At 61.4% G+C, this 20,452-nt stretch carries 16 protein-coding genes and 1 tRNA gene; 6 read left to right on the top strand and 11 right to left on the bottom strand.

Annotated elements, in window-relative coordinates; all coding sequences use genetic code 11:
- Positions 1-43 precede the first annotated feature (43 nt).
- The 8 genes from O7A70_RS13685 to O7A70_RS13650 form a co-directional block, all read right to left on the bottom strand.
- A complete protein-coding gene (locus O7A70_RS13685) occupies positions 44-2,494 on the bottom strand; it encodes a hypothetical protein (protein WP_337140775.1) in 2,451 nt (816 codons plus the stop codon).
- A gap of 378 nt (positions 2,495-2,872) precedes the next feature.
- On the bottom strand, positions 2,873-5,881 hold the full coding sequence (locus O7A70_RS13680; protein ID WP_337140774.1) for a hypothetical protein: 3,009 nt from the start codon (positions 5,879-5,881) through the stop codon (positions 2,873-2,875).
- A 13-nt stretch (positions 5,882-5,894) separates the two neighbouring features.
- Positions 5,895-6,686 carry a hypothetical protein gene (locus O7A70_RS13675; protein WP_337140773.1) on the bottom strand — a complete coding sequence of 264 codons (792 nt, stop codon included), beginning with the start codon at positions 6,684-6,686 and terminating at the stop codon, positions 5,895-5,897.
- Positions 6,683-6,973: a hypothetical protein gene (locus tag O7A70_RS13670; RefSeq protein WP_337140772.1), complete on the bottom strand. Its 291-nt coding sequence runs from the start codon at positions 6,971-6,973 to the stop codon at positions 6,683-6,685. The genes O7A70_RS13675 and O7A70_RS13670 overlap by 4 nt, the downstream gene beginning before the upstream one ends.
- A 12-nt stretch (positions 6,974-6,985) precedes the next feature.
- The gene (locus O7A70_RS13665; protein ID WP_337140771.1) at positions 6,986-8,488 is read right to left on the bottom strand and encodes a hypothetical protein; all 1,503 of its coding nucleotides are present in this window, start codon (positions 8,486-8,488) and stop codon (positions 6,986-6,988) included.
- The gene (locus O7A70_RS13660; protein WP_337140770.1) at positions 8,485-8,859 is read right to left on the bottom strand and encodes a hypothetical protein; all 375 of its coding nucleotides are present in this window, start codon (positions 8,857-8,859) and stop codon (positions 8,485-8,487) included. Before O7A70_RS13660 ends, O7A70_RS13665 begins: the two co-directional genes overlap by 4 nt.
- A 356-nt stretch (positions 8,860-9,215) precedes the next feature.
- Positions 9,216-10,226, bottom strand: coding sequence for an AAA family ATPase (locus O7A70_RS13655; RefSeq protein ID WP_337140769.1), 1,011 nt, complete (start codon positions 10,224-10,226; stop codon positions 9,216-9,218).
- Positions 10,227-10,744: 518 nt separating this feature from the next.
- On the bottom strand, positions 10,745-10,954 hold the full coding sequence (locus O7A70_RS13650) for a hypothetical protein (RefSeq protein ID WP_337140768.1): 210 nt from the start codon (positions 10,952-10,954) through the stop codon (positions 10,745-10,747).
- A 348-nt stretch (positions 10,955-11,302) separates the two neighbouring features.
- Here O7A70_RS13650 and O7A70_RS13645 point away from each other — a divergent pair, with 348 nt between their 5' ends.
- A complete protein-coding gene (locus O7A70_RS13645; protein WP_337140767.1) occupies positions 11,303-12,565 on the top strand; it encodes a tyrosine-type recombinase/integrase in 1,263 nt (420 codons plus the stop codon).
- Positions 12,566-12,632: 67 nt separating this feature from the next.
- Here O7A70_RS13645 and O7A70_RS13640 read toward each other — a convergent pair.
- Together O7A70_RS13640 and O7A70_RS13635 are read right to left on the bottom strand one after the other, a co-directional pair.
- A tRNA-Gln gene (locus O7A70_RS13640) sits at positions 12,633-12,706 on the bottom strand.
- A gap of 180 nt (positions 12,707-12,886) precedes the next feature.
- Positions 12,887-13,819: a lysylphosphatidylglycerol synthase domain-containing protein gene (locus O7A70_RS13635; RefSeq protein ID WP_337140766.1), complete on the bottom strand. Its 933-nt coding sequence runs from the start codon at positions 13,817-13,819 to the stop codon at positions 12,887-12,889.
- Between the two features lie 356 nt (positions 13,820-14,175).
- Between O7A70_RS13635 and O7A70_RS13630 the strand changes: the two genes are divergently transcribed.
- Positions 14,176-15,597 carry a Ppx/GppA phosphatase family protein gene (locus O7A70_RS13630; protein ID WP_442921183.1) on the top strand — a complete coding sequence of 474 codons (1,422 nt, stop codon included), beginning with the start codon at positions 14,176-14,178 and terminating at the stop codon, positions 15,595-15,597.
- A 25-nt stretch (positions 15,598-15,622) separates the two neighbouring features.
- Complete coding sequence (locus O7A70_RS13625) at positions 15,623-16,336, top strand: RlmE family RNA methyltransferase (RefSeq protein ID WP_337107507.1); 714 nt, start codon at positions 15,623-15,625, stop codon at positions 16,334-16,336.
- Positions 16,337-16,378: 42 nt separating this feature from the next.
- On the opposite strand, the gene O7A70_RS13620 is transcribed toward O7A70_RS13625, so the two are convergent.
- A complete protein-coding gene (locus O7A70_RS13620; RefSeq protein WP_337140765.1) occupies positions 16,379-17,800 on the bottom strand; it encodes an MFS transporter in 1,422 nt (473 codons plus the stop codon).
- A 211-nt stretch (positions 17,801-18,011) separates the two neighbouring features.
- Between O7A70_RS13620 and O7A70_RS13615 the strand changes: the two genes are divergently transcribed.
- The 3 genes from O7A70_RS13615 to guaB all read left to right on the top strand — a co-directional run bounded on the left by O7A70_RS13615 (position 18,012) and on the right by guaB (position 20,430).
- Positions 18,012-18,251 carry a type II toxin-antitoxin system Phd/YefM family antitoxin gene (locus tag O7A70_RS13615; protein ID WP_337140764.1) on the top strand — a complete coding sequence of 80 codons (240 nt, stop codon included), beginning with the start codon at positions 18,012-18,014 and terminating at the stop codon, positions 18,249-18,251.
- Positions 18,248-18,697 carry a PIN domain-containing protein gene (locus O7A70_RS13610; RefSeq protein ID WP_337140763.1) on the top strand — a complete coding sequence of 150 codons (450 nt, stop codon included), beginning with the start codon at positions 18,248-18,250 and terminating at the stop codon, positions 18,695-18,697. The genes O7A70_RS13615 and O7A70_RS13610 overlap by 4 nt, the downstream gene beginning before the upstream one ends.
- 230 nt (positions 18,698-18,927) lie before the next feature.
- The gene (guaB, locus tag O7A70_RS13605; protein WP_140507237.1) at positions 18,928-20,430 is read left to right on the top strand and encodes an IMP dehydrogenase; all 1,503 of its coding nucleotides are present in this window, start codon (positions 18,928-18,930) and stop codon (positions 20,428-20,430) included.
- Positions 20,431-20,452 lie beyond the last annotated feature (22 nt).

Here is a 20,452-nt window from a genome sequence, read left to right as displayed (position 1 = left end):
TCGGGTGCAGGTGGCAGAGACGCGGCCGACGTGATCGCAACAATTAAGGCGCGGTCAATGCCGGCAGATCGGCCGGATCTTTGGCCGGGTAGAGCTTGATCGAGCGGATGTAGCCGTCGTCCAGGACGAACGTGTCGTCGCCGTCGTGACCGATGGTGATGGTGTTTACTGGCGAAAACGGTGCATAGGCGACCGTCTGCGTTACCGCCGCAGCGCCGTCTACCGAGACGGAATAATCGTAGGCGCCGGCATTGTGGCGGCCGAGCGTGAAGGCCGATTTGTGAAGGCCGGTCCCGCTATAAGTGACCTCCCCATGGAACCAGATATCGGTCTGATCCTCCAGGATGTTGTTATGGCCGATGTTGACGTAGTTGGTCATCATCGAACGTGCCACCGCATCCATGATGCACATCAGGAAGCCGTAGGGGTCGGAAACGTGGTCGACCTCGAATACGATGGTGCAGCCGACAGCCAGGCCCGTTGCGATGTCTGAAGCCAATGCGCCGATCGCGTTTGGTCGATTAGCATTGCTGTTGTCGACATACATTCCGGACCCGGAGATCGACGTGGGATCAAAGCCGCCGCCAAGGAGGTCGGCAACGGCTCGGGTAGAGCCGCCGGCGTAGTAGGACCCGCCGACGAAATCGAGGGATGCGATCGAGCCATCAGGCAGCGGATCGCCCCAGCCGCCCCCGCCGCCGTCGCCTGGGCCAGCGCCGTCCCCCCATTCGGGACCGGCGAAGATGAGTTTGTCAGTTGGGTAGGCGCCGAGAGATGCGATCTTTGTCATCATCCACCGCAACGAAACCTGGTCGGGGATTGTGTTCGGCAGATTGTAGTCGGTCCAGTGATCGTCGCCGAAGCCGTTGAAGATGGAAAGCCGCAACATATCGTAAACGGCATAGCTGGCTGACTGCCCCGTGATGTCGGTGACATTCGCCATGAGACTTGCTGTGCCCGCCGTGATGTTGACGAGCCACACCTCGGCGCCGTCGATAGCCTGGAACAGCGCAAAGCCTGGCTTAGGGAAAACGCGTCCCTGAGACGACTGTCCGCCGTCGAGAGTGAAAAGCTGCTTTGGAAGCGTGAACTGGCTGACGACAGTCGCGGTCTCGGGGTTCACCAGTCGGATATACGAAACGCTGCTCTCAATTTCCGAGACCACGAGATAGCCGGTTTGCGGGTCGTAATGGATGCCATTGATCGTGCCGGCCTGCGCGTAGGCTAGTGCATGGGTCCAGACATCGCCGTCGAACTGATATTCATAAATTCCGTCGGTCCCGGAAGCATCGAAGCCAAAGTATGAAATCGAGCCGACGAGCGTGCGGCCACGACACTGGATCGCGTCGCTGATGTTGATGGTGTCGCGCGTCACGGTAAGCGTCGAGAACGCCAGATCGATCACCGCTTGGCCGGCGAGAAATCCGCCGCTGCCATTGAGATCGGAACCTATCGAAACCCACTTTGCCCCGAACTGCATCGGCGAAAGCCAGTTGATTGAATCCGTGGCCGCGTCCTCGTTCCATTCGGCAACGACGGCTCCCGTCGCGGCGTTGTAGACGCGCAGCGGGCGGTCAGCAGAGCCGTTCGCCATCCTAACGAGGATGTAGCCAGATCCCGGCATCGCGCGCGGCTGTACGGTGCCGTTGACGTAGGCCTGGCTGTCGGCCAGCGGTACGCGGTAGAGCTCGACGTGAGTCTGGACATCAAGCGCGGCGAGGTAGACCTGTGTCAGGCTTGGCACCTGATAGCTCGTCAAGGCCTGATAGATGATCCCATCGGCGATGTCGTAGGCGGCACTCGGGGTGTCATCAGACAAGAAGCTGCTATTCCCTAGCCTGACCACGTCATTGGTGATCCAGGCAATCTCGTGACTACCACCACCTTCCGAAGCCGCGTTGGAAATGACGGCTCTTACCTTTGGTTCGCTCGTCGCCGGGTAGCCGTCCAGGTACACCATGGCGTAGTGTTTCCATGCCCCGGCGTTCTCGCCGATGACAGCAGTCGCGATAGGATCGACTTCGGTATGATTTCCGCCGTAAAAGCGGAAAGGGACCGATGCACCGATACCGCGTTCAGCATCGAAGACGACCTTGTTATCGACCTCAAGTCGAATCAGTTGATATCCAAGCCCGAATGGATCGAAGGCCAGCAGATAGCCCAGCTTGGCGACCTGTTGAGTGGTTGTCAGCGGAACCGTGATGGTCTGGGGTGCCCCGCCGAAATTGAACAGGCTTTGGTTAGGGTCTGGTATTTGCTGGGTGCCGGAAACGACCGGCGCATTCGCCGCGCCACCGATCACCGGAATCCCTTCGACCTTGTAGGTTCCGATAACGATCGGGATTGGGCGGCCAAGCACCTTGCTTACGGTAAAGGGTGTGTCAGCAGATACCGGTTCGACCGGCTTCGTTGAGACATCCTGGTTGCCGCCAAAAGTCAGGCCAACGCCGACATTTGAACGGTTCGGTGTCGCGAACCAATCCGCCGATGCCATCAGGCGCTACCTTCGCATTGCAGAAATTCTAGCATCCGGGAGCGCAAGATTGCACTTACCCAGTGGCTCTCTCCATTGGGCTCTCGCGTCGCGAAAATCTTGTGCATCGCGAGAACGTCGCTTCGGGCCACTGTTAGGAGTGTCAGTGGCTTGAGCATCAGCAACGTGATCGTGCTGGCGTGATCACCCTGCAAAATCTTGACAAGGCATACCTCGTCCCGGCCAAAGTTCGGTCGAAACCAGACCGCCACGAGGTCGCCCACTATGGGCTTGTGGTGCGCTGATACAGTGTGAAGTGAACCCTCGGGGAAGATCGGACTAAGGCAGCCGCCAGTGGTCCTTACGAAATAGATGGGTGGCTGCGAGGTCGCCCAAGATTTATCGACCATAGATCGACCTCACCATGTCTCTACCCGCCAGCGACAATTGCCGGCGCATCTCGGCAATGCTGTCCTTGGACACTTGGGCGCCTGACTGAATGGTGACCGGGATCGAGATCGAAATTGGCCTCCCGTCTCTCGAACTGGCTTGCGCCTGGCTCTCGTTTTCGCCGCGCAGCGCCTTCACCTGTTGCGGCGTGAAGATGGCAACAACTTCATCAGGGCTCTTGAAAAGCTGAACCTGCTGGGTGTCGCCAGCACCGATCATTCCGCCAGTGGCAAAGCCGTGCGCCTTGTTCGACGCGGCTAGCGCCTGTGCATACGCTGCGGCATAGCCGGGCGAACTTGGGCTGAGGCCGTTGAGCATGGCGTTGTATGGGTCACCACCACGCAAGGCCGTAGGAGCAGAGCCGATGGAGGAACCACCGCTCGGATAGCCTAGCGGGGACTGGCCGCCTGAGATGATGGCGCGGGCGATCTGCTCCGGCGTGGCACCAAGGCCGGTGGAGCCGTAACCGATGTTTCCTCCACCGACGATGCCGGCCGCGCGGAAGTTGGATTTCACCTGTGCTAGGACACTGAGGAATTGCGCCGTCTCCGGATCGACACTGGACGTGGACGACGAGGTTCCGGTGCTTGACGAACTGCCGGAGCCACTGAAGCTTCCCGTCGTCTTCAGGTCATCGAGCAATTGCGCGGTCTTGCGCGTGTTCGCCTCGATGTTCATCCAGACGGTCCAGGCACGGTTATCATTGGCCGTAGGCTGGCTGCCGGTGAAAGCCGATTGCGCCAGAGCAAGCGACTGTGAATTCGGGATGACGGAGCCGGCCGAGGATGGCACCACCAGTTCAGGGCCGTGCTCGCCTACCCAATAAGGCAGGCCGGAAGACATAGGCCCGCCAGCGGCGCGCGTTCCGCCAAACCGGGTGACGCCAACCGTGCTGGAACCGCCGGTGACGCCGTAGCTTGAGCCATACCCGGCCGCTTCGGCGCCGCCATTGTTTGAACCGACCGAGTATCCAGTTATCGACGGGCCGGCGCCATTGCCGCCATAGCGGGTGACGCCAATCGAGCTGCCGCCTACATCGTAAAGCGATTGCTCGCCGCTGCCGATCTGCCTGGTCTGAACAGTGATCGTGACGGTGCGATTCCTGATCGCCTGGATTGTGCTGTCGAGCTGCTTGGCGCCGGCAACGTCGGCATCCAGTTGCATGCGCGTACGGACAAGGCCATCGACAAACTTGTTGACGGCGTCAACACCGAACCCATCGGCGACCAGGGTTTGACGGACCATTTCAAGGCCATCATGCACAGCGTTGACGCTTGCGTTGCCGCTTTTCATCGCGTCGAAAAGTTTGGCGACGGTCGATGTCGCGTTGGCGATGTCGGCGCTTGCGTCTTTGATGTTTGACGTGTTGCCAAAGAAGGCATCGATGTTGTCTTTGCCGGCAGATGTGGCGATAGCGTTCTTCAGCACCTCGACTTCGTTCGTCGTCGTGCGGAACTGCTGGCTAAGCTCTTCGACGCTCTGCAACTGGTTACGCCGCGCCTCCTGAATGGCCGCGTCAGCTTGTTGGAATTGGCCGAGCAAGCCCTGAAACGAATTGGCCGCCTTGCTGACGCCAAACCGTGCATCACCGCCAGACTGCAAAGTGCCAAACAATTTGGCGATGGTCGCATCGGCAGTGCCCGCCTTGCTGCCCATGTCCTTGAATCCGGCCGCGACTTCGGCAAGCGTCTTTTGCGCCTTGCCACCCGCTTCATTGACGGCCTGCAATCCCTGGTCTTTGTGCAGCGTGTCCGAAAGCCGTTGAACCTCATTGGCGGCGAGCTGGAGGCCATCCGCGAAGTGCCTGGCATCAGGCGTGAGCTCTGGGTTGAGGCGTAGATCGCCGATCGAGCCCACCAGCTTTTCGACGCTCACATTTCCCGTGTCGATCACGTCGGCAAGGTGGCCGAAAGCCTCGGCGCCAGCAGATCCGACGACATCGGGCACGCGGGCTAGGTCGCGAAGATCAACCTTGAGGTGGTCAAGGGACGTAGCCAAAGCGGCCTGAGTGTCCTTGATCTGCTGCTGCGCATCTGCGGCGACAACAGAATGCGGCAGCTTGGCGGCTTCGGCTTCGTATTTCTTCAATTCCGAAGTGAGGTGAGGATAAGTGTTGGCAACCTCGTCAAGCAGCGCTTTGTGACCCTGCAAAATCTCGTCAGTCGATTTGATGCTCTCGCGAGTGGCCGCCATGTAGGCAGCGACACCGGCAACAGCCGCAACGCCGGCCGTTGAGACAATGCCTGGAATGGTGGTGAGCCAGGTACCGAAGGCCGCCCTAACCCCGGCAGAGGCTGCAATGAGGCCTTGAGGCCCGCTCAGGGCATAAGAAAGGTGATTTGCCTGCATCGTCAACGCCTGCATCGGCGAGACACCGAGGACCAGGCTTTCGGCGGCGGAACGGGCGGAATGGCTAAGCGCCATCATTTGGGTTGAGCCCAGACGTATTCCTTCGGAGACCTCCCTAGCTCCTAGCGCGACCTCTGTCTGGGTTAGTCCAAACGCCTGGAAGGCAACTGCGGAATCCTGTGCCGATTTCGTCGCGGTATTGGTTATCCCGACTCGCTCGATAAGCGACCGGTTGAACTCGGATCCGGTCTGCTGAGACCTGAGAGCGTCGATTTCTGTCTGGGTGTAGCCGCGCAAGGCATCGTTGGCCACCTTCGTTGCCGCCGCGACTTTACCTAGCGCCGCTGCCGTTGCGGTCGTCGTCGCGGTGACCTTCTCCATCGCGGCGCTTGCGGCGGTGCCGGTGGACGCCAGTTTGGCCAACAATGCGTTTGTAGTGTCGACCCCAGCGGCAATCTTGGCGACGACGTTCGACAAGCCGGCACCGTTCAACTTGGCCGTCACTGTGGCGTCGAACGTCGTCGCCAACTGCTGCGCTTTCGCAAGAGCTGCTTCGAACGGCGCGATATTGCCGCTGATCTGGATTGTTACGGAGCCGGCGGTTTCCATTGGTGCTGATCCTTTACGCCGCAGCGAGGTTCGGTTTCACGCCGGGATTGTCAGCGTGGTATTCCGATATGTTCGCGTAGAATTTCCCGTACGCGATTTCGTCCGCAGACGCCGCCGGGTAGCTGGCTTGGCCAGGGATGACCTTCATCACCCTGTCGCCGTCCTTCACCAGCCATGGCGTGGGCACAGCCCTTTTGTGGAAGTCATCGAAAGCGCGATCATCGAGCCCTATGGTCGATTTGATGTCGTTTTGCGCGACAAGCATTGCCGCCTGGGCGGCTTCGGCGGTTTCCTCCGCCTCACGAATTTCGGCGACCTGGACGCCAAAACGGCGCTCAACCACCAGATCGCGAAGCTGCCCGAACATCTCATCCGAGAGGCCGGACAGGCACCCCGGTGCCGAGAGGGCCGCATCCGCGATCCTCTCATCCACCGTTCCCATCAAAAACGACATGCGCTCGCCGGGCTTCATCGCCTTGACCATTGCGCGTATTTCCTGCCGCTCCATAGCAGCGGCGATATTGCTTGGGTCCGGCGCCGGAATTGAAATGGCCGCCCGTGCCGTCTTGGCGTCGGCCAGTGCCTTGGCGATCGGGGCGAATGCGGCCTTGAGGCCGGGAAGGTAGCTCTTTGCAGCCTCGTCCCTCAAAGTCTTGCTGCGGCCGATGTCGGTAAAGCTCGGATCGGTTTTGATCGAAGCGGCGCGTTTGCCAAACCTGTCGGCGACATCCAGGCAAGCGGCTGCGGCCTGACGAAGGGCCTCATTGTTGACGCGAGACACAAGTTGCTGGGTGCGGAAGTTCATTTCGACATCTCCTTGATGAGTTGGTCGGCGCGCGCGTCGATTTCCGGCTTCCATTCCGGGCCGTTGTCGCCTGCGAATAGCGGATGCCGAAGCACGTCCGGGACGTGAGTGGGGCAGCCTACAAAGCTTCGGATGGTCTGGTGCGGCAGGAGGCTGGCAACGTTGCCATTGCTGGCGGCACGGTCCCACGCGGAGAGTTCGATATATGCCTGCTTCAGAGATGCGAGGCTCGCAGCGAAAGCGGCGCCGGCCGCATTGTGTTGGTTCTGGAATTCATCGGGTTTCATTCGGGGCTTCCTCTATCGTTGAAATGGTCGAGCGGCTTCCGCAAGCATGGCGTCGAGAGCGCCGTAAGGATCGCCCCCGCCGGCCGGTCTGGAGTATTGCGAGCTTTCAGAACCACGGTGGTAAGAGACGCTGTAGGCAACCGGCGCCGGTGACTGCTGCAACAGCATGTCGGCCACGCCCGCCACCGCGTTTGCGATGTCGTCGTGCCCACCCGGGCTATGATCGATCGATTCCTTGCCACCCCGCGCAACACGACGCTCCAGGCCGACGATCTGGTTCACCAGCTTGTCGACATCCAGGAGGTCTATCGTCTGGCTATTCAGGGCAGGCAGAAGGTCGCGGTACAGATCCGAGCGGGACTTTTCGGCCAGTTGGTAGGTGATGCCGAGCTTCCGAAACTGTTCGCGTGGCCATTCGCCAGCGTATCGATCGCCCCGGACAGACGAGATGCCATAGCTCTTCAGCGTGGCCACAAAGTCCACCACCACGGCCTCGGGGGAAAAGGGTGGCTTGCGCTCCCTGTAAGCATCCAGAACCACCCTGCGGCCTTCCTTGTGGCCAATGGCAAGGGTCATCGAATCATTGCTGCCGCCCGAAGGATCGACAAAGGCGAAGTAGCCAACACCATCCGCCCTGGGACGCTCCGTAACGTTGACGGTGACGCAAGCCTCAACCACTTCGCGAGTGACGAAAGCCTCGATGTCCGAACGCCATTCCGCAAGCCATTCCGCCGATGCCGCCGAATGATCACGCTCCAGCGCAGCATCGACCACTGACTGGCGAACAGTCGGGTTCATCTCACGCGTGGTGGCCTTCCAGACCAGCGGTGTTCCAGCCTTGCCCCAATGCCGCTTGTACGCGTCCCACAAGGCGCCCCGGCGGGCATAAGGGGACGAGGCACAGATCAGCATCGCGTTCGGGATCGTGGCCATGCCGGGCCGTATGGCGTCGAGAATGGCATAGTCAGGCTCGGCAGCGTCGTCGGTGCGCCAGAAAGCGATCTCATCGGCCAGGACAGCCGCATAGGTGTAGCCACGGGTCGAGCGGAACGATGCCGTGCCTACTTCGATGGTGACGGAGTTTGTGAGGTCGAAGGCGTCGGCCGTCTCACGTTCAATCATGAGCTTCAGGCTTGGAATGCGGGTCAGCATCGCCTTGATGTATCGAATGATGACACGTGCCTGCCTGCGATCGGCCGCAAGCACCAGGACCGTGGCTCGCTCACCTGGGGCAAGGTACTGCCGATATTCAAAGAAGCAGGTCAGGAAGACGGCAACCAGGGCCATGATGAACGACTTGCCACCACGGCGCCCGGTAACAAGCCAGGCCTCGTTGTTGGCCTCCGTAGGTGCCTCATCGCGGCCGGTATGGTGTTTGTAGAGCGCCAGTTGCTCATCGGTCAGCGGCAGGCCGAACAGAGCAGCCAGGAAGGCAAACCATGCCTCGTAGGTGTCACGCTTCTTGAACCATGGCGCGAAGAGCAGCGGACTCTGGCAGGCCTCCAGGATGTTCATGCGGCACGCCCCGAGATGATGTCCTGCAAGCTCGGGGTGATGTCGCGTGCGCGGCGCTGCAAGCCGACATCGGCCAGCAACCGGCGCTGCGCATTGGTCAGCGCCATGAACTCCCCGAGATCCACCGGATCACCGGAGAGATAGGTTGCGCCAGCATCCTTGATCATCGCACCCAATAGCGCAGCACCGTCGACGATCTCGCGTTCCATTGCCGACAGTTGTTCCATGCCGCCCAAGTCGGTGGCGAGCTGGTCCCGTAGTTCGAACGTGGCCTGTGCCGCTTTGGTCCTGCGGTCGAGATCGTCCAGCGTGCGCAACCGGGCCTTGCCACCACCCTTTGCCGGGGTAACTGGCTGGCTTTCGGCTTCCATGTGGGCGGTTTCAGCGAGCAATTGGATTAACTCCAAATCAGTTAATCAGACAATATCACCGACGCGACATACACGCAACACGCATGAAATTAGCGTTGAATAACAGCACCTTACTAGATGAATAGCGGATATACAATCCGCACGTCGTTCAACTGTCGAAAGGGCAATTGATACCGGCGACAAAGAGCCGGAGGCCGGCGGCGCTGTCTGGGGCTTTGTGAGGGGTATGTTCTCAGCCCGTTCATTGCCATGACAAGCGTGACAAAGCCTGACATGTCACGGTGCGTCACGGTGGAGTAGAACGTGACATGACATGACACCCCCTTATAAGGGTGTCAGGATGTCACGCTCCGCCGCTACCCGAAGCATCTCCACACATGGTCGTCATAGAACTGGATGTGGCCGCCATCATGCAGGGCTTTCCTGGCACGGTTGAAAGCCACGAGCTTGGTATTCGCCTTGTCCTCCGGCGAGTGCAGGTAACAGTGCCTACGCCATTGATCGATCTGGACCACATTGCAGGGCGGCCAATCCGTTCCAAGCTTCCGAACGCCATGCTCCTGTAGGGCGTCATCGAGAGCATTGAGAGCGGACTTGTTGCCGGCGGACAGCGTTCTCTTCTTGCTGCCGCCGGTGCTGACAGATGCGTCCAACTCGGCAATCAGCGACCCATTGGACTGAACCATCCTGAAGCCCCATGAGCCGTTGCTGTCGGCATCCTTGTGGCGCTCGACGGTAAGAGTTGCCGTCATGGCTTCCTTGTCGCCTTCGACTTTGAGACGCGTATCGAAGGAGCCCCAAAAGTGGGTATGCATGCGGGCGCGGGTATCGTCCTGCCAGCCTGTATGTGCCACGGTGAGGATAGAGGCGCCTGTCTCGCGCAAAATGCGCTGCACGCCATGCACCCACGCCCTGGCGGTCTTGTCCTCGATCTCCGATCCGGCCATCGAACCGCCGAAGATGTCGATGACAACAAGTGCGAAGTTGCCGCGGATGTTCATGGCGTTGATCAGGCCCGTGATATCGTCTGCCACGTCCAGCCGGATCTCTTTCGGATAGAGGAAGGCGCGCCGATCGCCCTCGTCTATACGGTGGTGATCGTACCAGCCGGGGATGCGCAGCCGTCCTACACCATTAGCTCCTTCAGTGGCGACGAACAGAACGCCGCCGGTGCTGACAGTGTTGCCGTGCCAATCCTGGCCGGTGTCGACGCTCAAGCCGATGTCGATTGCAAGGAAGGACTTGAAGGCGTTGCTCTTGCCGAACATGACGGCGGTCGAGCGCTTTTGGATGAGCCCTTCCACCAGCCATTCCGGCTCCGGCATGGCGCACATATCTGCGTAGGAGAGGAGGTGAATGTTGTCCATCAATAGCCCCTCCGCGCCTGCTGGCGGTATTCCAAGGCCGCAAGCTCGATATGAGAGGGGGCAGGTGGCGGCACGGGCCGATACGGTCTGCCGTGGAACTCGGCCACGATGTTGGCGACGTAACTGTATGACCGTGCTGTTGGGTCATGCTCGTACCCAGCGTCATCGAAGCGGAGCACGGCGCATTGGAGGTGGCCGCGCGCCGCTGTCAGGTGACGGACGGCTGCATCGATGTACAAGTCCTCAATGCTTGGGAGGTTGGGGCGTACGGTCATGAGGCGCCCCCATAAGCGAGGCGAGCCACAGTCAGAGCCACCGGCACCGAGATCGGAAAGCGCTTGATGATGCGCGACGCTTGCCTAAGACGGAGGTCTTCGGCTATTGTCGGGTTCTTGCTGCTTTGGATATCGACTTCGCGAAGCTCGCCCTGGCCGGCGGGCTTTCGCATTTCAAGAGGCGTCTGCATTGGCACCCCCCGCAATCATCATCTGGTGATCGATTTCTCTCTCGCCGGTCATTTACGCGGCCTCCACCGGAACGAGGTCGGCGAAGTAGGTCCGTATGGCATGACGGGAGGTGACCCACTGCGCGCCGACCTTCTTGGCCGGCAGCAGCCCTTTTTCGAGGATGTAAAACGCCTGGCGCTCGTTCTTGAGGCCAAGTTCACGCGCGATCGCGGCAGCGCCCCATACGAGGTCAAGGCCGACATTGATGTTGATCGAGTTCACCAGCAAGCTCCGTTTGAGCAGGCGCTTGCGTCGGGCTGTCGATGCACGAATAGCCGGCGCAGCGCGGGTTAACGCTTGCTTCCGGCTTGTCTTCACCAAATCTGAGAAATTGTGAGCCGGAAGATCGGTGGGACATCCATCCCGCGCGCCTGTCCAACAGGCTTGAGCTATCCGGCTCGTACAGCCGACCAGTCATCCAACCATCGGCTATGAACTGTTTAGTCTCCTTTTGTTCTCATTGCAAGCGTCTTCTAAATTAGGCTGGGGATTACGATTGATTGACAAGCGGAGTATTTGCGACATAATGCGACATGATTTCAGCCGATGCCGGCTGCTACGGAGGGATTTATGTCGGTACGCAAGCGCAAGTGGACCACCGCCAAGGGCGTCGAGAAAGAGGCCTGGATCGTTGACTATGCTGACGGCAATGGCACCCGCCGGCTGAAGACCTTCGACAAGAAGAAGGACGCCGACGCTTGGGCGGCGAAGACAAGTGTGGCGGTGGACGAGGGGGCGCATGTCGCGGACCGCGCAACGGTCTCCGTAGGGGAGGCGGGCGCATACTGGATTGAGGATGGCGTGGTGGCCGGGCTGATGCGTTCGACACTCGACCAGCGCCGCCAGCACCTCAACGAACATATAGTGCCGTTCATCGGCAATCTGCGCCTGTCGAAGCTCAGCATTCCAGTGGTTCGGCAGTTTCAGGATCGGCTCCGTACCGAGCCGCACGGCTCCAAGAGCCAGGTTTGCAGCGCGGACATGATAAAGCGCGTCACGGTGAGCCTGGGTTCGCTGCTGGCGGATGCTCAGGAGCGCGGCCTTGTTGCCCGCAACGTGGTGCATGACATGTCTACACGGCGCAAGCGCAAGAAGAACGGCGATCGCAAGCGGAAGCTGAACGTCGGAATAGACATTCCCGCCCCGGCGGAAATCCGGCTCATCCTTGAGCACAGCAAGGGCTGGCACCGCCCGCTGATCGTCACCGCCATCTTTACCGGGCTTCGTTCGTCCGAGCTGCGCGGGCTCCGGTGGAGCGATGTCGATCTGAAGGCGTCCGAACTTCACGTCCGCCAGCGCGCGGACCGTTACCATGCGAAGAAATATGTCGAGGAAGGCTATGACCCGATCGGCCTGCCGAAATCGGAGGCCGGCGAGGAGCGCACGATTCCGCTGGCGCCCATGGTCGTCAACACCTTGAAGGAATGGAAACTGAAATGCCCCAAGTGCAAGCTCGATCTGGTGTTCCCGAATGGTGAGGGCAATATCGAGTTTCACGCCAACATCGTGACGCGCGGCCTGCATCCGCCGCAGATCTCGGCCGGGCTGACTATCCAAGCGCTCGACAAGAATGGGAAGCCCAAGGTCGATAAAGATGGAAACCCCGTCATGGCGGCCAAATACTCCGGCCTTCATGCGCTGCGCCACTTCTACGCCAGTTGGCTGATCAATCCCAAGGAGAAGGGCGGGCAGGCAAAGGACATCAAGACGGTACAGGCGCGTATGGGCCATTCCAGCATTGTGATGACCGCTGACACCTACGGCCATTTATTCCCCGGCACCGACGACCAAGTGGAATTGGCGGCGGCTGAAAAGTCGTTGCTCGGAGCTTGACGCGACATAAACGCGACATGGAAGCCGAAGAGGCTTGCCGGAATTGACCTAAGTGCTTGAAATTGTTTGGCTGGGGAACCTGGATTCGAACCAGGACTAACGGAGTCAGAGTCCGTGGGTCTACCGTTAACCTATTCCCCAGCAGGCGCGGTCATGGACCGCGCGGGCCAAACGGCTGAGCCGCTTGAGCGCTGCCTTGTAGCCGCCAGCGGAAAATAGTCAAGCCTGCTCTGCGGTTCAATCGCAACGTTTCGGCCGCTGGTATCAGGCGCCGAGTTCATATGGCGCGCGCAACGCGGGCGCAAAGTCCGATCTGATGCCTCAGCTCTCCCTGCGGCTGAATTGCGAGCGTTCGAAGAACAGCACGATGCCCAGGCCCAGAAACAGCGGGATGATCAGATAAAACAGCCGGAACACCAGCAGCGCCGCCAGCACGCCGACCGGGTCCATGTCGGAAAGCCCGGCCAGGAACACCACCTCGAACACGCCGAGGCCACCCGGCGCGTGCGAGATCTGGGCGACCGAGAAGGAGACGAGGAAGACGCCCAGCACGACGAAATAGCCTGGATTGTGCACTCCGGGCAGGGCGAAGAAGATGATCGCCGCGGCGGCGAGCAGTTCGATCGGGCCGATCAGCAATTGCCGTCCGACGATCGGCAGCGCCGGATAGTGCAATTGGAAGCTGCCGATCGTCAACGGGCGCAGATGCAGCCAACTGCCGAATATATAGGCTGCGATGAGGATCAGCATCGCGATGCCTGCGGCTTCCGACAGGCCGTGATGGGCGATGCCGGAGAATCGGTCGATAATCTGCGGCTCGAACACCAGCACAAGGCCCGAGGCGAGTATCGTCGACAGCACGAAGGTTATCCAGCAGACCGCCACCAATACGCCGACTTCCTGGCCGGTCAGGCCCCTGGTGCCGTATGCGCGGTAGCGGATGACGGCGCCGGAAAACACCGAGCCGCCAATATTGTGCGACAGCGCATAGGTGGTGAAGGAGCAGAGCGTGACGAACAGCCACGACACTCGTCTGCCGATATGCAGCAGCGCGATGTGATCGTAGCCGGCGAGCGCGGCATAGGCGACGACCGAACTCAAGCCCGCCAGTATCCAGTCGCGAGCCGGAATGGCCGCCAGCCCGTCCCAGACGTCATCCAGCGAGATGCCGCGCAGTTCATGCCAGAGCAGCAGCAGCGAGAAGATCACCGCGCCGATGCCGACGACCGGCCAGAAATAGCGTTTCCAGTTCATTGCCAGACTGCCATGCCTTGTGTATCCGCTTCCTTTTCTGTCGAGAGGCCAACCGCCCCGCATTCCCCATTCATTTCAGAAATGCCTCATTGAAGCCGGCTATTCAACCGCGAACACTTGTCGCGCCTGATGCCGGCAAGACCTGCCTGCACTGGACGGGGCGCAAAACGCTGACAAGCGGCGAGGGCATCGGCTTCGACAGGCGCGGTCTTCGCTGGCACCGCGTTATCAATCCAGCCTTGCGGGTACATTACGGCGGGGCAACGAAAAGGCGGTTCGCGCCCCAGCCGGCAAAATTCAGCATGCGGCTCTTGGTGATCGGCCACAGCACTGTTAGTCTGGCCGCAACTTGAAACATGCCAAAGCGCCTGCTGCGTCCGTCACCGGTTCGCGCGGCGCCGGAAGGAACGACAGTGGAAGACCGCGACACCGGCGGAGGCGCGCCGGAGGTGGGCGCGTCCAGCGCTTCCCCGGGATCGTCAGGCCCGGGCACAGCCGGTTGGCAGCAACGCCGCCCGACGGAGCCTCGCTCCGTGAATGGGCAGGCAGGCGACGCGACCCACAACCAGAAGGGCAAGCCCAAGAAACGGCGCAAGCGAAGGCGTGGGCGCAAGGTTTTTGCGCGCGACGATGCGCGCCCCGGGGACAATCGAGCGCCGGCGCAAGGCAAGGCCGCTGTCGCGGCAGTAGAGCTGAAGCCTGTTGCCGCTGCGGCGATCTCGCCCGTCGTTCCAATCCCACGCCCCGAGCAAGGACACCGCAGGCCGCCGGTGCACGAGCTTCCGGTCTTCGCGGCGCTGGACCTCGGCACCAACAATTGCCGGCTGCTGGTCGCCGTCCCTACGCGTCACGGCCAGTTCCGCGTCATCGATGCCTTCTCGCGCATCGTCAGGCTTGGCGAGGGGCTCACCGCCAATGGCCGGCTCGGCCAGCCGGCGATGGACCGCGCGGTTGAGGCGCTGAAGGTCTGCGGTGACAAACTGCGCGGCCGCAAGATCAGGAAGGCAAGGCTGATCGCCACCGAAGCCTGCCGCACCGCCGAAAACGGCGTCGAGTTCCTCGATCGTGTCGAACGCGAAGCCGGCCTGAAGCTCGAGATCATCGACCGCCGGACCGAAGCCCGTCTTGCGGTTTCCGGCTGCGGTTCGCTGGTCGAGCGCGACACGCAAGGCGTCGTCCTGTTCGACATCGGCGGCGGCTCCTCCGAGATAGCGCTGATCGATCTCACCGGCCGCCGTTCGCCACGCCTCGCCAATCATATCGTTTCGTGGACATCGCTGCCGGTCGGCGTCGTGTCATTGGCGGAACGCTTTGGCGGCCGCACCGTAACGCGGGAGATCTTCACCGCCATGGTCGACGACGTCGCCGGCAGGCTGGCCGCTTTCGACGGCCGCGATCGGTTGAGCCATCTCAAGGCCAGCCCGAATTTTCATCTGTTGGGCACTTCGGGGACGGTGACGACGCTGGCCGGCGTCCATCTCGACCTCGAACGCTACGACCGCCGCAGGGTCGACGGCCTGTGGATGGACCGCGACAGCGTCGACCGCATGGTGGAGAGGCTGGTCGGCTGGGATTTCCAGCAGCGCTGCGCCAATCCCTGCATCGGTGCTGACCGCGCCGATCTCGTGCTGGCCGGTTGTGCTATCCTCGAGGCGATCCGCGCCGTCTGGCCCTCGGAGCGGCTACGCGTCGCCGACCGGGGCCTGCGCGAGGGCATATTGAGCGAACTGATGGCCGATGACGGCGTCTGGCGCAACGATGGGCGTGCTAGGGCATGATCATGCTCAAACAAGAAATCAGGCAATGACCAAGAAACCGGAAAAACCAGGGTCCGCCAGCATTCGCGTGCTGAAAACGCGGATCAAGAAGAAAAGCGGCTTGAAGGAATCGTCGCGCCGCTGGCTGCAGCGCCACATCAACGATCCCTATGTCCAGCGCTCCAAAGCCGACGGCTATCGCTCGCGCGCGGCCTACAAGCTGATCGAGATCGATGACAAGCACCACCTCTTGAAGCCCGGCATGAAGGTGATCGACCTCGGTGCCGCCCCTGGCGGCTGGTGTCAGGTCGCGGCCGCGCGCACGAAATCGACGGCCGAGCATCCGCATGTCGTCGGCATCGATTATCTCGAAATGGACGCCGTGCCTGGCGCGCCGGTGCTGCTCCTGGATTTTCTCGATCCGCAGGCTCCGCAAAAGCTCTCCGAAGCGCTGGGCGGGGATCCGGATGTCGTGCTGTCCGACATGGCCGCACCGACCACCGGCCACAAGCGGACCGACCATATCCGCACCATGCATCTGTGCGAGGTGGCGGCCGATTTCGCGCTGTCGGTCTTGAAGCCCGGCGGCCATTTCCTGGCCAAGACTTTTCAGGGCGGCGCCGAGAACGAGCTGCTCTCCATGCTCAAGAAGAATTTCCGCTCCGTCCACCACGTCAAGCCACCGGCATCGCGCGATGAGTCGGTGGAGCTTTATCTGTTGGCCAAGGACTTCAAGGGGCGAGAGCCGAGCAGGGAGTAACGCCTCCCCTTCTGCCACAAGAAGGAGAGAAGGGAGAGAGCCTCACTCTCCCGGCGATCTCACCTGTTCCAGTGTCTTGGGCGTTGTCAGCCGGCCATGGCCGGAGACGGCATTGCCGGCATCGGGTGCCAGCCGCATGAACGACAGCGATGCCGCCGCCGATACCGCCGCCACGATGAAGAAGGCGATATGGAAGTCGCCCAGCGTCAGCGGTCCGCCATGGATGGAGGTCGAGACTTCCAGAACGCCGCCGGCGAGCGCCACGCCGAGCGCGATCGGGAGTTGCTGGAATACCGCCGTGATCGGCGTCGCCTTGCTGGTATCCTCGGCCGACACCTCGGCATAGGAGAGTGCGTTGATACCGGTGAAGAACATCGAGCGGATGAAGCCGCCGACCAGCAATATGGCCAGCATCAACGCATAGGGCGTCTCTGGGGTGAAGAGACCATAGATGGCGATCGATGCGGCGGCGACAAGCGAGCCCAGGATCAGCACGCGGCGGAAGCCGACAACGCGGAAGATCAGCGCGGTGACGAATTTCATGCCGATGGCGCCGATCGCCGAGACGAAGGTGATCATGCCGGACTGGAACGGGGTCAGCCCGAAGCCGATCTGGAACATCAGCGGCAATAGGAACGGCACCGCGCCGATGCCGATGCGGAACAGGCTGCCGCCGAGCACCGACGAGCGGAACACCTGGTTGCGGAACAACTCAAGCGCGAGCAGCGGATTCCTGGCGCGGCGCGCATGCATCAGGTAGAGCGCGCCCGACAGCAGCCCCACGGCGATCGTGATGAAGCCGGTCGCCGGCGGCAGATAAGGCAGGCTGACCACCGACAGGCCGAAGACGACGCCGGATGCGGCCACCCCGCTCAGCACGAAGCCGACGAAATCGAGCGGCGGCGTCTCCATCGATCCAGTTTCCGGCAGGAAGCGGGTGGCCAGCCAGATGCCGATCAGGCCGATCGGCACGTTGATCAGGAAAATCCAGTGCCAGGTGAAATAGGTGGTGATGAAGCCGCCGATCGGCGGGCCCACCAGCGGCCCGACCAGCGCGGGAACGGTCAGCCAGGACATGGCGGCGACCAGTTCGCTTTTGGGCGTGGCACGAACCAGAACCAGGCGTCCGACCGGGGTCATCATGGCGCCGCCGATGCCTTGCAGGAAGCGAGACACCACGAAGGCCGGCAGGGAACCGGAGAGCGCACAGGCGACCGAACCGGCAATGAACACCGCGATCGCGGCACGAAAGATGTTCTTGGCGCCGAAGCGATCGGCCATCCAGCCGCTGATCGGAATGAAGATCGCCAGCGACACCAGATAGGCCGTCAGCGCCAGTTTCAGCGCGATAGGGCTGGTATGAATGTCGGTGGCGATCGCCGGGAGCGACGTTGCGATGACGGTCGAATCCATGTTTTCCATGAAGAGAGCGACCGCAAGGATAAGCGGGATGGTGCGGTTCAACGAACGCGTCCGAATTGGTCGAAATTGCCTGCCGGCCGGGGGCATGCCGATACAATGGGCGGTTATCATGCCTTTGGGCCGATGTCGCATTAATTTGCTGTCACTTTTGTGCGACTTCGACGCCGCGGAGGGCCTGGGCAGCGATCAGAGATAGCTTGCCAAGGAGCCAAGCTATAGCTATTCTAGTTAAAATAACTACTTTGATGCAATCATGGACGAATCCGTTTCAGCCGCCGACGCCAATCGAAAATTTTCGCTCATTCTTCGTGGTGTGCGGGAAGGGCGGAGCTTTGTGGTGACCAGTCACGGGCGGCCAGTTGCGCGGATCGTGCCCACGGACAATCGCGGCCAGGTGGCCTCGCGCTCGCGCACCGCGCTGCTGTCACGGCTTGAGCGGCAGCCTGTCGTCGACGCCGGGCAATGGACCCGCGACGAGCTTTACGACCGGTGAAGGTCGCGCTCGACACCAACATCCTTGCTTATGCAGAAGGCGTGAACAACGCCGACAAGCGTGACGCTGTTCTGGAGTTGCTGCGCAACGTTCCGCAAGAGGCAGCTGTCATTCCGGTTCAAGTGCTTGGCGAACTGTTCAAGGTGCTTGTTCGCAAGGCTGGACGATCTTCGCAGGAAGCTCGGGATGCACTCCTGGGCTGGCGCGACGCCTTCCCGGTTGCTGGAACGTCGCCCGAGGTCATGATGAAGGCGGTCGATCTTGGGGCCGACCACCATTTCTGTATCTGGGATGCGGTCATCCTATCAGCTGCCTCCCAATCGAGTTGCCGGCTGCTCCTGTCGGAAGATCTGCAACATGGCTTCACCTGGGGTGGCGTAACCGTTGTCAATCCTTTCGCATCGCCACGTCATGAATTGCTCGATACCCTGCTGGGCGCGGACTAGGCTCCAGGCAAAGTGTGAAACGGTTTTTCCGTCTGGAACTGCGTAGAAACAGGAAGTTGGATCGGTCCCGCGACCCTGTCGACACTGAACCGATCCTTAACGCCCACTCAACGATCGGCTTTTCAACGCCGCCGCGACGTGTTACCAGCCACCGCCAATCCTGAAAGGGAATAACGAGTCGGCGCTGTCCATTCCGGTCCAGCGCTTTTTCTGCATTCAAAGGGCTGGCCATGGCAAAAATCATCGAAACCTCCACCGGCGCACTGGCGCTGACCTTTGACGACGTGCTCTTGCAGCCCGGTCATTCCGAGGTGATGCCCGGCCAGACCGACATCCGCACCCGCATCGCCGGCGACATCGACCTCAACGTGCCGATCCTGTCGGCGGCGATGGACACGGTCACCGAGGCAAGGCTTGCCATCGCCATGGCGCAGGCCGGCGGCATCGGCGTCATCCATCGCAATTTCTCGCCCGCCGAACAGGCCGAGCAGGTGCGGCAGGTCAAGAAATTCGAATCCGGCATGGTGGTCAACCCGGTCACGATCGGTCCCGACGCCACGCTCGCCGACGCCTTGTCGCTGATGCGCACCTACTCGATTTCGGGCATTCCGGTGGTCGAGAATGGCGGCGCCGGCGGCCACAAGACCGGCCGGCTCGTCGGCATCCTGACCAACCGTGACGTGCGCTTCGCTTCCGATCCGGCGCAAAAGGTCTACGAATTGATGACCCGTGAGAACCTGATCACGGTCAAGGAGAATGTCGACCAGGACGAGGCCAAGCGGCTTTTGCACCAGCACCGTATCGAGAAGCTGGTGGTGGTCGACAAAACGGGCAATTGCGTCGGGCTGATCACCGTCAAGGACATCGAGAAGTCGCAGCTCAACCCGCATGCCACCAAGGATGCGCAGGGGCGCCTGCGTGCCGCCGCCGCCACCAGCGTCGGCGATGACGGCTTCGAACGCGCCGAGCGTCTTATCGAGGCCGGCGTAGACCTTTTGGTGATCGACACCGCGCATGGCCACTCACAGCGGGTGCTGGACGCGGTGACGCGGGCGAAGAAGCTTTCCAATTCCGTGCGCATCCTGGCCGGCAATGTCGCCACCGCGGAAGGCACGCGGGCGCTGATCGACGCCGGCGCCGACGCCGTCAAGGTCGGCATCGGTCCGGGCTCCATCTGCACCACCCGCATCGTGGCCGGGGTCGGCGTTCCCCAGCTTTCGGCCATCATGTCGGCGGTCGAGGCAGCGCATAAATCGGGCGCCTCGGTGATCGCCGACGGCGGCATCAAATATTCCGGCGATCTCGCCAAGGCACTCGCCGCCGGCGCCAGTGCCGCCATGATCGGCTCGCTGCTTGCCGGGACCGACGAAAGCCCGGGCGAGGTCTATCTGCACCAGGGCCGCTCCTTCAAGGCCTATCGCGGCATGGGCTCGGTCGGCGCCATGGCGCGGGGCTCCGCCGATCGCTACTTCCAGGCCGAGGTGCGCGACACGCTGAAATTGGTGCCGGAAGGCATTGAAGGGCAGGTTCCCTACAAAGGACCTGTGTCTGGCGTGTTGCACCAGCTTGCAGGCGGGCTGAAAGCCGCTATGGGTTATGTTGGTGGCCGCGACCTTGCCGATTTCCGCGACCGCGCCACTTTTGTGCGCATATCCAACGCTGGACTTCGTGAAAGCCACGCCCATGACGTCACGATTACCCGCGAAAGCCCCAACTATCCCGGCGGAGCCTGATTCTTCCGGGCTTTGGCGCAAC

This window comes from Mesorhizobium sp. Cs1299R1N1 (assembly GCF_037179655.1).
Lineage (GTDB): Bacteria > Pseudomonadota > Alphaproteobacteria > Rhizobiales > Rhizobiaceae > Mesorhizobium > Mesorhizobium salmacidum.
The sequence above is the reverse complement of the archived record's forward strand: the minus strand, read 5'-3'. Positions and strand labels throughout refer to the sequence as shown.

What these genes read in the sequence shown, in the direction of transcription:
- O7A70_RS13630 (WP_442921183.1), top strand. Translation starts at nt 14,176, where the DNA reads ATGCCAAAGCGCCTGCTGCGTCCGTCACCGGTTCGCGCGGCGCCGGAA.
- O7A70_RS13675 (WP_337140773.1), bottom strand. Translation starts at nt 6,686, where the DNA reads ATGAACTTCCGCACCCAGCAACTTGTGTCTCGCGTCAACAATGAGGCC.
- O7A70_RS13665 (WP_337140771.1), bottom strand. Translation starts at nt 8,488, where the DNA reads ATGAACATCCTGGAGGCCTGCCAGAGTCCGCTGCTCTTCGCGCCATGG.
- O7A70_RS13680 (WP_337140774.1), bottom strand. Translation starts at nt 5,881, where the DNA reads ATGGAAACCGCCGGCTCCGTAACAATCCAGATCAGCGGCAATATCGCG.
- O7A70_RS13615 (WP_337140764.1), top strand. Translation starts at nt 18,012, where the DNA reads ATGGACGAATCCGTTTCAGCCGCCGACGCCAATCGAAAATTTTCGCTC.
- guaB (WP_140507237.1), top strand. Translation starts at nt 18,928, where the DNA reads ATGGCAAAAATCATCGAAACCTCCACCGGCGCACTGGCGCTGACCTTT.
- O7A70_RS13670 (WP_337140772.1), bottom strand. Translation starts at nt 6,973, where the DNA reads ATGAAACCCGATGAATTCCAGAACCAACACAATGCGGCCGGCGCCGCT.
- O7A70_RS13645 (WP_337140767.1), top strand. Translation starts at nt 11,303, where the DNA reads ATGTCGGTACGCAAGCGCAAGTGGACCACCGCCAAGGGCGTCGAGAAA.
- O7A70_RS13635 (WP_337140766.1), bottom strand. Translation starts at nt 13,819, where the DNA reads ATGAACTGGAAACGCTATTTCTGGCCGGTCGTCGGCATCGGCGCGGTG.
- O7A70_RS13660 (WP_337140770.1), bottom strand. Translation starts at nt 8,859, where the DNA reads ATGGAAGCCGAAAGCCAGCCAGTTACCCCGGCAAAGGGTGGTGGCAAG.
- O7A70_RS13685 (WP_337140775.1), bottom strand. Translation starts at nt 2,494, where the DNA reads ATGGCATCGGCGGATTGGTTCGCGACACCGAACCGTTCAAATGTCGGC.
- O7A70_RS13655 (WP_337140769.1), bottom strand. Translation starts at nt 10,226, where the DNA reads ATGGACAACATTCACCTCCTCTCCTACGCAGATATGTGCGCCATGCCG.
- O7A70_RS13625 (WP_337107507.1), top strand. Translation starts at nt 15,623, where the DNA reads ATGACCAAGAAACCGGAAAAACCAGGGTCCGCCAGCATTCGCGTGCTG.